This is a genomic window from Streptomyces sp. 17_S59 (genome assembly GCF_056930295.1).
Map to the genome: position 1 here is coordinate 6,347,985 of NZ_JBXOWD010000001.1, position 14,633 is coordinate 6,362,617.

15 protein-coding genes and 1 riboswitch are annotated in these 14,633 nt (G+C 72.8%); of the genes, 7 read left to right on the plus strand and 8 right to left on the minus strand.

Annotated features, from left to right (window positions below):
* Positions 1-10: 10 nt before the first annotated feature.
* On the minus strand, positions 11-1,000 hold the full coding sequence (locus AC1Z4A_RS28725; protein ID WP_483682772.1) for a trypsin-like serine peptidase: 990 nt from the start codon (positions 998-1,000) through the stop codon (positions 11-13).
* Between the two features lie 225 nt (positions 1,001-1,225).
* On the opposite strand from AC1Z4A_RS28725, the gene AC1Z4A_RS28730 reads away from it, so the two are divergent.
* From AC1Z4A_RS28730 to AC1Z4A_RS28750, 5 genes are all read left to right on the plus strand, one after another.
* The gene (locus AC1Z4A_RS28730) at positions 1,226-1,609 is read left to right on the plus strand and encodes a hypothetical protein (protein WP_483682773.1); all 384 of its coding nucleotides are present in this window, start codon (positions 1,226-1,228) and stop codon (positions 1,607-1,609) included.
* A gap of 208 nt (positions 1,610-1,817) precedes the next feature.
* A complete protein-coding gene (locus AC1Z4A_RS28735) occupies positions 1,818-2,303 on the plus strand; it encodes a helix-turn-helix domain-containing protein (RefSeq protein WP_483682774.1) in 486 nt (161 codons plus the stop codon).
* Positions 2,300-2,980: a hypothetical protein gene (locus AC1Z4A_RS28740; protein ID WP_483682775.1), complete on the plus strand. Its 681-nt coding sequence runs from the start codon at positions 2,300-2,302 to the stop codon at positions 2,978-2,980. Before AC1Z4A_RS28735 ends, AC1Z4A_RS28740 begins: the two co-directional genes overlap by 4 nt.
* A complete protein-coding gene (locus AC1Z4A_RS28745) occupies positions 2,973-4,184 on the plus strand; it encodes an MAB_1171c family putative transporter (protein ID WP_483682776.1) in 1,212 nt (403 codons plus the stop codon). The genes AC1Z4A_RS28740 and AC1Z4A_RS28745 overlap by 8 nt, the downstream gene beginning before the upstream one ends.
* 148 nt (positions 4,185-4,332) lie before the next feature.
* Positions 4,333-5,514, plus strand: a complete 1,182-nt coding sequence (locus tag AC1Z4A_RS28750; protein WP_483682777.1) for a cytochrome P450 family protein — start codon at positions 4,333-4,335, stop codon at positions 5,512-5,514.
* 121 nt (positions 5,515-5,635) lie between these two features.
* Here AC1Z4A_RS28750 and AC1Z4A_RS28755 read toward each other — a convergent pair whose 3' ends face one another.
* Positions 5,636-6,226 (minus strand): YIP1 family protein, encoded by a 591-nt coding sequence (locus AC1Z4A_RS28755; RefSeq protein WP_483682778.1) that lies wholly within the window; start codon positions 6,224-6,226, stop codon positions 5,636-5,638.
* Positions 6,227-6,321: 95 nt separating this feature from the next.
* Positions 6,322-7,854, minus strand: coding sequence for an APC family permease (locus AC1Z4A_RS28760; RefSeq protein ID WP_483682779.1), 1,533 nt, complete (start codon positions 7,852-7,854; stop codon positions 6,322-6,324).
* 148 nt (positions 7,855-8,002) lie between these two features.
* On the opposite strand from AC1Z4A_RS28760, the gene AC1Z4A_RS28765 reads away from it, so the two are divergent.
* On the plus strand, positions 8,003-9,238 hold the full coding sequence (locus AC1Z4A_RS28765; RefSeq protein ID WP_483682780.1) for an FAD-dependent monooxygenase: 1,236 nt from the start codon (positions 8,003-8,005) through the stop codon (positions 9,236-9,238).
* A gap of 69 nt (positions 9,239-9,307) precedes the next feature.
* Positions 9,308-9,525: riboswitch (cobalamin riboswitch) on the plus strand.
* A gap of 29 nt (positions 9,526-9,554) precedes the next feature.
* On the plus strand, positions 9,555-10,688 hold the full coding sequence (nicT, locus tag AC1Z4A_RS28770) for a Nickel transporter NicT (RefSeq protein ID WP_483682781.1): 1,134 nt from the start codon (positions 9,555-9,557) through the stop codon (positions 10,686-10,688).
* A gap of 9 nt (positions 10,689-10,697) precedes the next feature.
* Here the strand turns inward: nicT and AC1Z4A_RS28775 are convergent, their stop codons facing one another.
* The 5 genes from AC1Z4A_RS28775 to AC1Z4A_RS28795 all read right to left on the minus strand — a co-directional run bounded on the left by AC1Z4A_RS28775 (position 10,698) and on the right by AC1Z4A_RS28795 (position 14,632).
* Complete coding sequence (locus AC1Z4A_RS28775) at positions 10,698-10,895, minus strand: hypothetical protein (RefSeq protein ID WP_483682782.1); 198 nt, start codon at positions 10,893-10,895, stop codon at positions 10,698-10,700.
* Positions 10,896-11,100: 205 nt separating this feature from the next.
* Positions 11,101-12,264, minus strand: coding sequence for a sensor histidine kinase (locus AC1Z4A_RS28780; RefSeq protein WP_483682783.1), 1,164 nt, complete (start codon positions 12,262-12,264; stop codon positions 11,101-11,103).
* Complete coding sequence (locus AC1Z4A_RS28785; protein ID WP_483682784.1) at positions 12,257-13,012, minus strand: response regulator transcription factor; 756 nt, start codon at positions 13,010-13,012, stop codon at positions 12,257-12,259. The genes AC1Z4A_RS28780 and AC1Z4A_RS28785 overlap by 8 nt, the downstream gene beginning before the upstream one ends.
* Positions 13,013-13,073: 61 nt before the next feature.
* Positions 13,074-13,493 carry a hypothetical protein gene (locus tag AC1Z4A_RS28790; protein WP_483682785.1) on the minus strand — a complete coding sequence of 140 codons (420 nt, stop codon included), beginning with the start codon at positions 13,491-13,493 and terminating at the stop codon, positions 13,074-13,076.
* The gene (locus AC1Z4A_RS28795) at positions 13,490-14,632 is read right to left on the minus strand and encodes a molybdopterin-dependent oxidoreductase (protein WP_483682786.1); all 1,143 of its coding nucleotides are present in this window, start codon (positions 14,630-14,632) and stop codon (positions 13,490-13,492) included. The genes AC1Z4A_RS28790 and AC1Z4A_RS28795 overlap by 4 nt, the downstream gene beginning before the upstream one ends.
* Between the last annotated feature and the right edge of the window lies 1 nt (position 14,633).

The window sequence follows — 14,633 nt, forward strand, 5'->3', positions numbered from 1 at the left end:
CGTCGCGCGTTCAGCGGTCCGCCGGTCCGGCGGGCGGATCGCCCTCGACCGCCTGCAGGTAGAGGTCGAGCACGTCCTTGCCGAAGTACGAGCTGTACGAGATGTCGGGGGTGTCGCCCCCGGTGTGGTACCCGCCGATGACGCCGATCAGCTGGTACCCCCAGCGGCTCTCCACCAGGAACGGGCCGCCCGAAGTGCCGCCGATGTAGCCCGCGCAGGCGATCTCCAGGAAGTCACCGGGCGCGGCCGGATCCGTGCTGGTGTAGCGGTGGGTGGACGAGCTGCAGTCGATCGGCTTGGGGTACTTGGCGTCGCTGTTGCCCGGGTAGCCGATCAGCCGTACGTCGTCGTGGTCGTAGCCCCTGCGGATCCCCAGGTCGAAGCCGCCGACGGCGCGCTGGACCTCGGTCCCGTCCGTGCGGGTGCCCAGCCGGACGACCGCGAAGTCCCAGCGTGCGCCGCCGTCCGTGCCCAGGTCGTAGTACCGCTGGTCGATGTAGATCAGTTCGACCGGGAAGACGCCGTGCGGCTTGAGGCCGTCGTGGTACTGCGGCACGAAGGAGAACTGCTTCTTGGGGTCCGGCGAGCGCAGGCAGTGCGCGGCGCTGACCACGAGGTCGCGGTTCGGGCTGCGGACGACCGTGCCGCCGCAGAAGCGGCCGGTGTTGTGCCCGTCGGTCCAGAAGAACGTCCCCACCTGCGGGAGACCGTCGAAGGGGTGGCTGGGCGGCACGGGATCGGAAGGCCCGGCACCCGCGGCCCGCCGCTCGGCGGCGCCTGCGGCCGGGACGGCGGCCTGCATGCGTTCGGGGGTCCAGTAGGCGTCCGCCGAGGCGGCCGTGGCGGCCGAAGCGCGCGGACCGGCGGGGGCGGCCGCGGCGGCCCGGCCCGGCAGGGCCGCCGCCGTCAGTACCGCCAGCAGACCGGCGAACAGGGCGGCGACGCCGCGTATGGCGAAGGGTCTGTGACCCCGCCCGGGGTCCCGTCCGGGACTGTCCATGAGTTCCTCCCTGATGCGCTGACAACGCGAGGTGGTACAGGGGGTACTGGCGTACGAGGCGAGCGTGTCATCGTCCTACGGCCGGGAGGGGTGTGGCGAGACGCCGACGCGACAGGATTCACCAGGACGTCCCAACACCGCTGTCGGTGGCAGGCGGTAGCCTGTGGCCGACAGACAGTTGTACGAGCTGTCCGGGCATCCGGCTGCAGGGTGGGGAGTTGACCGATGGTCGATCCGGTGTCATTGGGCGCGATCACGACCGCGGTGTCGGCGGCCGCGGGGTCGGTCGGCACGGAGGCGGGGCGTCAGGTCTGGGGCTCGCTGACGGGCCTCGTCCGCAGGGCCTTCGGCCGGGGCGCGGCCGACGAGGGCGAGGTCGAGAGCACGGCCGCGCCGCTGCCGCTCGACCCGGGCAGCGAGGAGCAGGTCCAGGCGCTGGCAGCACTGATCTTCGCTCAGGTGTACCGGGACGCGCAGTTCGCCGCGGAGTACCGGGAGTGGGCTCGGCGGGCCGAGAGCCCGTCCGTCGACAACAGCTCGGTCACCAACAACATCTCCGGCAACGGCGGGATCATCTACCAGGGCAGGGACTTCACCTTTGGCCGGTGATGTCTCCAAGACTTCACGGGCGTTGTGAAGGGGCCCTGTCCAGTCCCTCAACCCGTGGTTAAGTCCTTCACCCACTCGTCACCCGGAACGACTAGTGCTCGGCCGTCCTGCGTGACAGGATGCCCCTCACGGCCGGACAGGACTTAACTGGCCGTGAGAGCCCGTCATACCGATACGACGACAGCGAGCGTTCGAAGGAACGGGGCAGATGGCAGTCGGGGGGGACGGATCCGCACGTGAGGCGAGCAGTCCGCTCGCGCAACGGCTCAACTACCTCTTCGCGAACATGCACCCACCGGGGGCGCCCTACACCAACGGGCACGTGGCCGAGGAGATCAGCCGCGGGGAGGAGTACGGCGAGGTCACGCTCACCGAGCAGTACCTGTCGATGCTGCGCAACGGCAGGCGCGCCAATCCGAGCCCGGACGTCCTGCGGGCGCTGGCGAAGTTCTTCGCCGTGCCGGTGGGCTATCTGATGGGCGATCTCTCGGAGTCGCAGGCCGAGCGGGTGGAGGAGGAGGTCCGCTTCCTCGTCGCCATGAGGGATCAGCGCGTCCGGGCGATCGCCCTGCGCTCGGTGGGCCTGCCCCCCGAGGTGCAGGACAGCCTGACCACGATCATCTCGCAGTTCCGGCGGCAGATGAACCTGCCGTCCGACCCGGCCCCCGGCGCCGGGGGCGAGGAGCGGCCGTGACCGTCGTCGCGGAGGAGGGCCGGCTCTTCGCTTACTGGCGGCGTACCGACGACGAGGACGGTGCAGGTATGCGGGTGGGGCGGATACGGCGGCGGTGCAAGCAGCTCATCAGTGAGCTGGGCCTGCCCGCGTCGACCGGCCTCCAGGGCCTGTGCGATGCCGTCGCCGGCCGCGTGGGGCGGCCCATCCGCCTGGTGCCGATGAGCCTGGACGGCGTCGTCTCCGGCATGACGGCCACGACCGACGACGCGTTCTGGATCGTCTACGAGCAGAAGACCTCGCCCTGGCACCAGGTCCACATCGTGCTGCACGAGATCGGCCACCTGCTCTTGGGCCACGACCAGGACCCCGCCGTCACCGAGGACGCCCTCAAGGTGTGGACGCCGTCGGTCGACGTGGCCACCGCCATGCGCCGTATGGGGCTGACGATGGGCCTCGCGCGCCACCACTGCTACGACAACCTTACCGAGCGGGAGACCGAGATCCTCGGCACGCTCCTGATGGAGCGGGTCGTGCCCCCGCCACCGGGCCACGACGTGCCGCTCGACGGCGCGGCCGCGGAGCTCGCCGCCTCCCTCGGCCCGGCGCTCCAGCACGTGCGCCGCGGCCTGGACGGCGAGCCGGGCGGGAGCGGGCGGGGCAGCGGTGCCGAGGGGCCGGGAGGCGGCGGTGTTTGACGTCCTCTACCTCGCCTTCAGCGCCGTCTCCTGGGCCATCGTCGGCTACAAGGCCCGGGCCTGGTTCCGCGACCGGGACAACACCGACCTCGGCCTGACCGCCCTGATGGCCTCCGGCGTCCCGATCGTCTTCCTGTTCTCCGCACCCAGCGTCTACCGGGCCTTCGACCGGCTGACCGGCGTCGCCAACCTCGCCATGGTCTTCCTGTACTCCGCCGTCGTGCTGTTCGCGTCCGGCGCGACGGTCCTGATGCTGCGCTGGACCGCCCGCGGCGACGAGACGGCCCGCGCCCGCGCGGACGTGCGTGCCCGGATCACGGTGGCCGCCCTTGCCGTGACCTGGACCACCGCGATCGTCTGTTTCGCCGTCGGGCGCCCCGACGCGGTGGAGCACCCGCGCGACTTCAGCACGGCGTACGCGAAGGCGCCCGGCGTGGTCGCCTTCCTGGTGCTGTACCTGGCCGTCTTCGGCACCAGCCTTGCCGGGCTGGGCTTCCTCTGCCCCCGCTACGCCGTCCGGCTGGGCCGCTCCTGGCTCGCCAAGGGGCTGCGGACGCTCGCCGCGGGCTGCTGGCTGGGGCTGGTCTACTGCGCCTGCAAGCTGGCCGGCTTCGTTCTGAGCTGGGCCGGCCACGACGTGTACTGGCTCTCCAACGGCGTTGCCCCGATGAGCGCCTCGGTGGCCGCGCTGCTGGTCCTGCTGGGGTTCTCGCTGCCCGCCGTCGGCCCCCGGGCGGCCGCCTGGCGCCGGCTGCGCCGACTGGAGCCGCTGTGGCGGGAGGTCACGGCGCACGCCCCGGAGGTCACGATCGAGGAGTCCCGCTGGACGGCCCGCTGGCCCTTCGCCGACCTGGAGTGGCGGGCCAACCGGCGGATGGCGGAGATCCGGGACATCCAGCGCGGCGTCCGCCGCCACGTCGAGCCCGCGGCCCTGGACATCGCCGCGGAGAAGGCCACCGCCGCCGGTCTCGGCGAGCGGACGGCGGCCGCCGTGGTGGAGGCCGCGGCACTGCGCCGCGGCCTGGCCAACCAGACCACCGGACACGTGCCGGTGCCCCATGCGGACAGCGTGGTGGTGACCGTCAGCGCCGATCCGGCCGAGGAGCACGAGCACTTGGCGCGCGTCGCGGACGTCTTCCACGACCCGCTGGTCGACGCCGTGCTCACCGAACTGAGGGACATCAGTGCGGCGCGCCGCCCCTGACGGCGCGCGGCCCGTGGACGAGGCGGCCCTGGACGGGGGTCAAGACCGCCTGCGACACAGGCCGGTGCCGGATCCGTACGGACCGACGGTCCGTACGGATCCGGCACCGCCGGTGCGCCAACCCGCCACCGGTCCGGAGTCGGATGCCATGCGCCCCATGGATGTCACGTCGCTGACGGCAGACCCCTACGGCACGTGCGCCGTGCTCCGCGAGGCCGGTCCGGTGCACCGGATCACCGGCCCCGACGGGCGGGCGGCCTGGCTGGTGACCCGCTACGAGGACGTGCGGCAGGGGCTCGCGGACCCGCGGCTCTCCCTGGACAGGCGCAACGCCCGGCCCGGCAACTATGCAGGCCTGACGCTGCCTCCGGCGCTGGACGCCAACCTGCTGAACATGGACGCACCCGACCACACCCGGGTGCGCCGCCTGGTGGCGAGGGCCTTCACCCCGGCCCGGGTGGAGGAACTCCGCGCTCCCGTGCGGAGGATCGCGCACGAGCTGCTGGATGCCGTCGAGGCCGAGGGCCGCGCGGACCTCGTCACCGCCTACGCGGGTCCGCTGCCGATCACCGTGATCTGTGACCTGCTGGGCGTGGACCGGGCGGACCGGGTGGACTTCCGGGCCTGGACGGACACCCTGGTCGCCCCGGACCCCGAGCGCCCCCACCTGGCCGCGGAGGCGATCGGCAACATGCTGCGCTTCTTCACCGGGCTCGTGGAGCGCAAGCGGGCCGAGCCGGGCGGCGACCTGCTGTCGGACCTGGTCGCGGTGCGGGACGAGGACGGGGACGAGCTGTCCCCGGACGAGCTGACGTCGCTGGCGTTCCTCATCCTCCTCGCCGGCTACGAGAACACCGTCCACCTCGTCGCCAACGCCGTGCTCGCCCTGCTGGACCATCCGGAGCTGCTGCACGAGCTGCGAAAGAATCCGGACGGACTCGGCGCGGCCGTGGAGGAGATCGCCCGGTGGGACGGGCCCGTCACGCTGGCCATCAGGCGCTTTCCGCTGGAGGACGTCGAGATCGGCGGGGTGACCGTGCCGGCCGGTGAGACCGTGCTGCTGTCCCTGGCCTCCGCCCACCGCGATCCCCGGCAGTTCCCCGACCCCGACCGCCTTGACCTGGGGCGGGAGCGCTCGGGACACCTGGCGCTGGGGCACGGCAGCCATTACTGCCTGGGCGCGCCGCTGGCCAGGCTGGAGGCGGAGACGGCGCTCGCGGTGCTGCTGGAGCGCTTCGAGAACCTGGAACTTGACGTTCCGAGGGAGGCGCTGACCTGGCGTCCCAGTATCCGGGCACGTGGCTTGAATTCGCTCCCCGTGCGCTGGTGAGCGGGAAGTCGAACGGGCTTTTGATGCATAACCCATCCTTGATGAGGTAGAACTGTCCTCGAGCCCGCTCGGTGTGCATCCCCCGTCGCACCGAGCGGGCCTTCGCCGTCCCGGCTCCGGATCAGGCGCTGCCGGGCGGGAACTTCAGCAGGACCACCGCCGCGAGCATCTGGATGGCCACCGACGCGGCCGCCCTGCGGGTCGGCAGATGATGCTGCCCCCGGATCAGCAGCGTGGCGAGCGCACAGCCGAAGGCCGCCGTCACCGAGGCCGCCAGCCGCACCGGGACCGAGTCGGACGGCAGCACGGTGTCCAGCATCAGCCGGGGCAGGTCGCTCGCCCAGAACAGCACGACGAACAGGCTCGTCGTCGGGGCGAACCTGCCGTTGCCGCCGAGCCGCCGCGCAATGGCGTGGGTGGCGGCCCCCAGCAGCAGACTGGCCAGCAGCATCACCGCCGAGCCGATGGCCATCGCCTCCAGCGCGAGCAGCGGGCCGACGTCCCACTGCCGCCAGAAGGAGTCCTTGGCCAGCGTCCCGAGCGCCCCGCACAGCAGGGACAGGAACGCGGCCGCTCCCCAGACGCTCCGGTCCCGTGCCTCGTCGAGCACCTCGACGGGCCGGTACCAGAGCCCGAATATCAGGCGGTGCCACAGCAGCTTGCGCGGCCGGGCGGCGGGCGTGGGCGGGGGAGGTGCGGTGGTCACGGGCATGGGTGCCGTTTTATCACCGTTCGGCCGGACCTCCCGAGTCCGGGCCGCCGCCACCGGGCGCGGACGCCCCGTCAGACGCCCGCGCCCGGCGCCCCTCAGAGGGGAGCGGGCTCCTTGGCGCCGGGGTCGGCATCGGCGTCGGGATCGTCGGTTCCCGGGCCGCCGCCCGGTCCGTGCAGATACTCCTCGCTGATCTCGCGGGGCCCGAACGGCCACACCTTCTCGTACGCCGCCCACAGCACGAACGCCACACAGCCGGCACCCACCCAGGCCAGGGACCACTCGATGGGGTGCCGCCCCGGCGAGTTCTTGTCCGCATAGCCGTAGATCACCAGCCAGCCGACCAGTGCCACCACGCTCGGCAGCGGGTAGAGCCACATGCGGTACGGGCGCCGCAGCCCCGGCTGCCGCCGCCGCAGCACCGTCACGGCCGCGATCTGGGCCAGCGCCTGCACGAGCACCATCACGCTCGTCAGCAGCTGGATGAGCGTCGCCAGATCCGTATGACGGCCGATCAGATAGCCTGCGCAGCCAATGACTCCCATCGTGACCAGGGGCAGCACCGGGAAGCGGTGGCGGGGGTGCAGAGTGCCGAACGGGCGGAAGAAGACCTTCTCCCGGGCGGCGTCGTAGGGGATGCGCGAGCCGCCGAGGAGACCGGTGAAGACCGAGGCGAAGGCGGTGACGAGGATCAGCACCGTGACCACGTCCGCGGCCCCCTTTCCCCAGGTCTTCTCCAGCACGGCGGAGGCGACGGAGGAGGAGGCCGTGGAGCGGGGATCGAGCATCTCCTGCCAGTCGACCACGCCCAGTGTGCCGACCTGGAGCAGCAGGTAGATGGCCATGATGCCGAGGATGGAGTAGACGATGGCGCGCGGCAGGGTGCGCCCGGGATCCTTGATCTCGGCACCCATGTAGGCGGCGGTGTTGTAGCCACCGTAGTCGTAGATGCCGATGGTCAGGCCCGCGGCGAAGCCGATCCAGAACTGATTGGACGTCAGCTCGAAGGCGTGCGCCGGGTAGGTGAAGGCCAGGTCGGGGCTGAAGTGCGTGAAGGCCGCGACGATGACCAGGGCGACGGAGGCGAGCATCACGCCCCACAGCACCGCCGTGATCCGTGCGATGTTCTCCACCCGGCGCCACAGCAGCGCGATGACGAGCGCGATGAGGGCCAGCCCCGTCAGATCGCCCTGCGTCTGCGTCATGTCCGGCCACAGATAGCCGAGGTACTGGACGAAGCCGATCACCCCGGTGGCCACCGCGAGTGGGATGAACAGCATCGACGTCCAGACGAACAGGAACGGCATCAGCTTCCCCGTGCGGTACTGGAACGCCTGCCGCAGATACACATAGCTGCCGCCCGCACCCGGCAGCGACGCCCCCAGCTCCGCCCAGATCAGCCCGTCGGCCAGCGCCAGGACCGCCCCCGCGACGAAGCCGATGACCGCCTGCGGCCCGCCGAAGGCGGCCACCATCAGCGGGATGGTGACGAAGGGGCCGATGCCGCACATCTGGCTCATGTTGATGGCGGTGGCCTGGAACAGCCCGATGCGGCGCACGAACCCCACGTTCGGGTCCGCCGCCCCCGGCCCGCCGGACCGGTGCCCTCTGCCTGCAGTGCCTGTCATTGGCGCAGCCCCTCTCGTCGTCCACTGCACTCGTACACCGGCCCGCCCGGCACGTCCATCACCTGCGCGGTGTCGCGAACACTGGTGGTGAGCCCGACGAACCGTCAAGATCTGGGAACCGGAGAACCAGTGGAAGAAGGGAAGAGAGATGCCCGGAAGACGCAGAGGACGCATCGCCGTCGTGGGCGGCAGCATCGCGGGCTGTGCCGCCGCACTCGCCGCGACCCGCGCCGGAGCGGACGAGGTCGTGGTCTACGAGCGGGCGGCCGGCGCGCTCCAGGACCGGGGCGTCGGCCTCGCGATCCACAACGACCGCTACGCCGAGCTGGAGGCGGCCGGATATGCCGACGCCGCCATGCCATGGGTGCCCCTCACCCGGCGCACCTGGATCACCCGCGACGGCGAGGAGCGCGCCGGACGACGGCTGGGAGCCGTGCCGTTCCCCTTCCGCTCCTACAACTGGGGCGCTCTGTGGCAGGAGTTACGCGCACGCATCCCCGCGTCGGTCGAGTACCGCCAGGGCGCGGCCGTCGAACGGGTCCTGCCCGAGCCGGACGGGGTCACGCTGTGCCTCGCCGACGGGACGACGGACCGCTGCGACCTGGTCGTCGGCGCGGACGGCTACCGCTCGGTGGTACGGGCGGCCACGAGCGCCACCGCGCCCGCCTACGCCGGCTACCCGGCCTGGCGCGGCACCGTGCCCGCCGAGGCGCTGCCGGAGCCGCGCTCCGCCTGGCCCGAGGGCGAGGCCGCGAACATCGCCTTCCCCGGCGGCCACATGATCGTCTACCGCATCCCCGGCCCGGGCGGCACGGGCGTCTCCGCCAACTGGGTGCTGTACACCTCCGCGCCGCCCGGCACCGCAGCGGCCCTCCGCGACCCGACGAGCCTGCCGCCGGGCAGGGTCACCGACGACCTGCTGGCCCACCGGGCCGCCGTGACCGAACGCTGCTTCCCGCCCTACTGGCGGGACTTCGTCGCCTGCACGCCCCGGTCCACGGCCGCCGTCCAGCCCCTGTACGACCTGGCCGTGCCGCACTACGGCGAGGGCCGCATCGTGCTCGCCGGGGACGCGGCCGCCGTGGCCCGCCCCCACACCGGCAGCGGCGCCGCCAAGGCGCTGCAGGACGCCACGGTCCTGGAACGCGTCCTGCGGTCCGCCGGCACCTGGGCGGAGGCGGTGCAGGCGTACGACGCCGAACGCACCCCGAGCGGCCGGGCCCTGGTCCGGCTCGCGCGCCGGCTCGGCCGGGCGCAGGTCCTGGCGACGCCCGACTGGCACACCATGGACCAGGCCGCCCTGGAGCGGTGGTGGCGGGAGGCGTCCGACGGCGAGCGCGGCTTCGGCGGCGAGCGCCTCGGCGCCCCGACCGGCCCCTCCTGACGTGCACGGACGGCTTCCTGCGAAGAAGTGGCACTTGCCACTCTTTTCCCCCGGCGGCGGGCCGGGACGTTAAGGTGGCCCGGCCGTGGTGATCGGGAAGACCGGTGCGGACCCTCGTGGTCCTATTCCGGAGCGGCCCTCGCCACTGTGACCGGGGAGTTACCGTCCCGGCCGCGTGCCCCACCCACGGGCGCGCGGAGCCACTGGCGCCGTCCGGCTGCCGGGAAGGCGGGACGGTCGCGTGTGTACCCGTAAGCCAGGAGACCGGCCACGGCATCTCACAGAACATCCACGAGGTGCTGGAGCGTGACCCCGAATGACCCTGCCCACCCCCACCCCCACCACCGGCAGTTCTGCCGGAACTGAGCCCTCCGCGCTGCCCGCCTTCCGCTGGCAGCGCCAGGACACGATACGGACCGCCGGCCTGCTGGCCGTCGTAGCCGCCCTGCACGTCGTCGCCTTCGGCGTGCTCTTCCTGCTCGTCGTCCCCCACCACTACACCGTCGACTCCAAGGTCTTCGGTGTCGGCCTCGGCGTCACGGCCTACACCCTCGGCATGCGGCACGCCTTCGACGCCGACCACATCGCCGCGATCGACAACACCACCCGCAAGCTGATGGCCGACGGCAAGCGCCCGGTGTCGGTCGGCTTCTGGTTCGCCCTCGGGCACTCCAGCGTCGTCGTCCTCCTGACGCTGCTGGTGGCCGGCGGCACCCGGCTGGCCGGGACGCTGATGGACGAGGAGTCCACCACCCACCAGACCCTCGGCGTGGTCGGCACCACCGTCTCCGGCGGCTTCCTCTACCTCATCGCCGCCCTCAACCTCGTCGCCCTCGCTGGCATTCTGCGGGTCTTCCGCGCGATGCGCCAGGGCCGCTTCGACGAGGCGGAGCTGGAGGAGCACCTGGACTCGCGGGGCTTCATGAACCGCATCCTCGGCCGGCTCACCCGGTCCGTCTCCCGGCCCGGGCAGATGTACCCGCTCGGCTTCCTCTTCGGCCTCGGCTTCGACACCGCGACCGAGGTCACGCTGATGGTGATGGCGGGCAGCGGGGCCGCGGCCGGCCTGCCCTGGTACGCGGTCCTGTGCCTGCCGCTGCTGTTCGCCGCCGGAATGAGCCTGTTCGACACGCTCGACGGCACGTTCATGAACTTCGCCTACCAGTGGGCGTTCTCCAACCCCGTCCGCAAGGTCTACTACAACCTCACCATCACCGGCCTGTCCATCGCCGTGGCCTTCCTCATCGGCACGATCGAGCTGGTCGGGGTCCTGCACGAGAAGATGGACCTGACGGATCCGGTGACCGGCTGGATCGCCGGACTCGACCTCGACAACGTCGGGTTCGTCATCGTCGGGCTGTTCGTGGTGGTGTGGGCGGCCGCGCTCGCCTACTGGCGCATCGCCAAGGTCGAGGACCGCTGGGCGGTGCGTGCCTCTGCCCGCCGCTAGGGCCGTGCGTTAGGGCCGGGCGCAGCCGCGGGTCGCGCACTCCTTGCGCACGCTGATGACGGGGAGCTTGTTGCCCGCGGACTCCTCGCTGACGACGACGGGGGACGGGCCGCCGCAGGTGAGGCACGTACGCGACGAGGGGTCCCGCTCCCGGTCGATCGTTGCGGCGATCCTGCGCAGTGGGTCGGCGGTGTCGTCGTCGGGCATGGGCCATCCCGTTCGCTTCGGCGGTTCCCGCTCCGCGCGGCCGGAGGGGTGGGTGCATCGTGGCGCACGACGCGTGATCACGTCAGCGGGTTGGGGGGTGACCACCCTTTGGGTGGGGGGTCTTTCCCCCACCCCGCCCCTTCCCGCAGCTTCCGATATGCGGCTCCGCCGCAGGGCGGGGGCTCCGCCCCCGGACCCCCGCTCCTCAAACGCCGGAGGGGCTGAAATTGCCCCCTGGTTCGGGAAAGGGCGGGATCGGGGAAAACTCCAGCGGCAGCACCACCTCGAAGCGGCACCCGCCCCCAACGTTCCGCACCGACACCGCACCCCCATGCGCCTCCACGATCCCGCGCACAATCGCCAGCCCCAACCCCGCACCCCCCGTCCGCGTCCGCGCCTCCGACCCCCGCCACCCCGTGTCGAACACCCGCGGAAGGTCCTCCTCCGGGATGCCGCCGCAGCCGTCCGTGACGGAGAGGACGACCGTGTCCTCCTCCTGCCGCGCGGCCACCGTCACCGTCCCGTCGGCCGGCGTCCGGCGCACCGCGTTGACCAGCAGATTGCCCAGCACTCGCGTCATCTCCCCGCCGTCCGCCTCGACCGGTACCGCGTCGACGCCGTCGCCCGTCAGCCGGACGCCGCGCTCGCGGGCCAGCGGGCCGACCCCGGCCAGGGCGTCGTCCACCAGGTCGTACGCCGAGATCCGGGCCGGGTTCAGCGGCAGCGCCCCCGCGTGGATGCGGGACAGCTCGAACAGGTCGCCGACCATGGAGTCGATACGGTCCACTTCGGTGCGGATGCGGCGGAGGTAGCGCGCGGGGTCCTCGGCCACGCCGTCCTCCAGTGCCTCGGACATCGCCCGCAGCCCGGCCAGCGGGGTGCGCAGGTCGTGCGAGATCCAGGCGACCAGCTCGCGGCGCGAGGCGTCGAGGGCACGTTCGCGCTCCCGGGACTCGGCGAGCCGGGCCCCGGTCGCGGCCAGCTCGCGGGAGAGCGCGTCGAGTTCGGCCGTGGCCCCGCCGCCGGGGGCCGCGAACGTGCCGTCCTCGCCGAAGGAACGGGCGGCGCGCGTCAGGGCGTTGCTGCGGGCCACCACCCAGCGGCCGAGCAGCAGCGCCGTCGCGAGCGAGACCACGGCGGCCATCGCGCACACCGTCGTGACGACGGTCAGGTCGTGCGCGGAGAGGAACATGGCCCGGGCCACGGCCAGCGTCCCGGCCAGCATCGCGGTCACCGACACCACGGCCACCACGGCCAGGGACACCGCGACCGACCGGCGGCGCAGCACCCGCAGGGCAACGGCCCCCAGCAGCCCGGCCGCCACGGCGCCGAGCAGGGCGTAGCAGGCGATCAGCAGCACGTCACGCACGGCCGTCCGGCCCCGTTCCGTCCGTCCCTGCTCCGTCCGCCGCGGGCGGGTCGAAGCGGTAGCCGACGCCCCACACCGTCCGGATCAGGCTGGGCCGGGCCGGGTCGTCCTCGACCTTGGCCCGCAGCCGCCGCACGTGCACCGTGACGGTGGACACGTCCCCGAATTCCCAGCCCCACACCTCGCGCATCAGTTCCTCGCGCCCGCAGGCCCGCCCGGGGTGCCGCAGCAGGAACGCCAGCAGGTCGAACTCGCGCACGGTAAGGGCCAGTTCGGTGCCGTCCCTGGTGGCGCGCCGGGACGCCGGATCCAGGGTCAGGCCGGCGGCCCGCAGCGGGGGCGCCGCCCCCGGACCGGCCGCCCCGGCCGCGCGGGCGCGGCGCAGCACGGCCGCCACGCGCAGCACCAGCTCCCGGGGCGAGAAGGGCTTGGTGACGTAGTCGTCGGCGCCGACCTCCAGGCCCAGGATGCGGTCCTCCTCGTCGCCGCGCGCGGTGAGCATGACGACCGGCACCGGACCGTGCTCGCGCAGCCTGCGGCAGACCTCCAGGCCGTCCATGCCGGGCAGCATCAGGTCGAGGACGACGAGATCGGGCCGCGCGGCCGTGGCCCGGTCCAGCGCGGCGGGACCGTCGGCGGCCCGGTCGACGGTGAAGCCCGCCCGGCCGAGATAGCCGGCCACGACCTCGGCGACGGTGGGGTCGTCGTCGACCACGAGCACACGGGCGGGGGGTGTCTGCTGCTGCATCCCGCAAGCCTCGCATCCTCGCGGGGAAACACCGTCCCGCCGGGGGAGGGGAGAGGGGGTGTCAGCTGCGCGCGCGGCGCCGCCGCACCCGCCGCCACCACCGCACGCCGACCAGCCCCGCCGCCACCGCGAACGTCGCCCCCATCGTGAGCACCCAGTTGCGCGGGTAGTCCAGCGGCAGCACCGAGGGGTTCTGGGTGGCGCCCGGCCGCAGCAGCGCGGGCGAGGCGACGGCCGTCAGACAGGCCGCCACCAGCAGCGTGCCCCGCACCACGCGCCGGGCGGGCAGCCGGGAGACGGCGATGCCCGCCGCCAGTGTCAGCGGCGCCACCAGGCCGTCGTGGACGATCAGCGGCCCGATCATCCACCGCCCCACGGACCAGGGGTAGTGCGTGCCGCCCTTCCCGAACAGCAGCGAGTAGACGCCCACCCCCATGATGACGATGCCCAGCGCCCCGAAGGCGGTCCGCAGCGGTGTCACAGCACCTCCAGCGACGAGATCCACTTCGTCTGCAGCACCCCGGGCCGGTTGGGGGCGATGATGCGCGCGGGGTAGCCGTGGTCGTAGGACAGCTCCTCGCCGTTGAGGCGCAGCGCGAGCAGCGTGAGCGGGTCGCGCGCATGGGTGTGGGCCATGGTCGTCACCCGGTGGTTGCCGTCCTGCTCCAGCGAGGTCACCCGGATCCGGACGTCGGCGGGCGCGCCCGCCCGGTCCAGCAGGTCCCGTACGCGGACGCCCGTCCAGACAGCCGTCTTGCTCCACCCTTCGACGCAGGCGATCGACAGTGTCGCCGTCTGCTGCGGCAGCGCGCGCAGCTCGTCCAGCGTCAGCTCGTACGGGCGCGGACCGTCGACCCGCAGCCGCCAGTTGCGCACCATCTCCTCGGTCACGCCCGCGAGGGCGGCGGTCCGGGTGACGGGGAGGCCCTGCGGGCCCCGGTCCGGGTGGCGGGGCGCCAGCAGGTCCAGCCGGGCCAGCGGGGGGAAGGCCTGGCCGACCGTCGTGACGGTCACCGCGGCCACCGCCGTGCCCACCGAGGCCAGCAGCGCACGTCGGTCGGCGTTGTCCTCGGCCCAGCGCTCGGGATCGGCCAGCGCACGGCGCCGCCAGTGCGCCCTGATCTGCGGTGCCTTGACGGCCAGGTGCAGGACCAGCGCCCCGAACAGCAGCCAGCCCACCGCGAAGTGCACCGGCACGAACGAGAACGGCCACGGGGACCACTGCGAGGTGTTGAGCAGCCCCGTGACAAGCTCGAAGAGGGCCGAGGCCCCCAGCACCAGCACCGACAGCCGCTCCAGCCCGTGCCCCATCGAGCGCAGGACGGGCCGTACGAACAGCCGCGGGTAGACCGTCCACAGCTTCGCCAGCAGCAGCGGGACCGCCGCGATGCCGCTCGCCACGTGCAGCCCCTGGCTCACGCGGTAGCCCCACACGGGGCGGCTGGGCAGGGAGTTCGCCAGGAAGGCGGGTGGCTGCTCCTGGTAATGGCTCATCAGCCCCGTCACGAAGCACACCGCGACCGCCAGCCCGAGCCAGCGGCCGATCGCCGTGGCCGTGCGGGCGTCGTGGAGCCTGCCCGAGAAGGCAGGGGCCGGAAAGGTCGGCAATGGGCGTTTCATG

Excerpts from the sequence above, each read along its gene's own strand:
- AC1Z4A_RS28725 (WP_483682772.1), bottom strand. The coding sequence starts at position 1,000 with ATGGACAGTCCCGGACGGGACCCCGGGCGGGGTCACAGACCCTTCGCC.
- AC1Z4A_RS28730 (WP_483682773.1), top strand. The coding sequence starts at position 1,226 with ATGGTCGATCCGGTGTCATTGGGCGCGATCACGACCGCGGTGTCGGCG.
- AC1Z4A_RS28735 (WP_483682774.1), top strand. The coding sequence starts at position 1,818 with ATGGCAGTCGGGGGGGACGGATCCGCACGTGAGGCGAGCAGTCCGCTC.
- AC1Z4A_RS28750 (WP_483682777.1), top strand. The coding sequence starts at position 4,333 with ATGCGCCCCATGGATGTCACGTCGCTGACGGCAGACCCCTACGGCACG.
- AC1Z4A_RS28755 (WP_483682778.1), bottom strand. The coding sequence starts at position 6,226 with ATGCCCGTGACCACCGCACCTCCCCCGCCCACGCCCGCCGCCCGGCCG.
- AC1Z4A_RS28760 (WP_483682779.1), bottom strand. The coding sequence starts at position 7,854 with ATGACAGGCACTGCAGGCAGAGGGCACCGGTCCGGCGGGCCGGGGGCG.
- AC1Z4A_RS28765 (WP_483682780.1), top strand. The coding sequence starts at position 8,003 with ATGCCCGGAAGACGCAGAGGACGCATCGCCGTCGTGGGCGGCAGCATC.
- nicT (WP_483682781.1), top strand. The coding sequence starts at position 9,555 with ATGACCCTGCCCACCCCCACCCCCACCACCGGCAGTTCTGCCGGAACT.
- AC1Z4A_RS28775 (WP_483682782.1), bottom strand. The coding sequence starts at position 10,895 with ATGCCCGACGACGACACCGCCGACCCACTGCGCAGGATCGCCGCAACG.
- AC1Z4A_RS28785 (WP_483682784.1), bottom strand. The coding sequence starts at position 13,012 with ATGCAGCAGCAGACACCCCCCGCCCGTGTGCTCGTGGTCGACGACGAC.
- AC1Z4A_RS28795 (WP_483682786.1), bottom strand. The coding sequence starts at position 14,632 with ATGAAACGCCCATTGCCGACCTTTCCGGCCCCTGCCTTCTCGGGCAGG.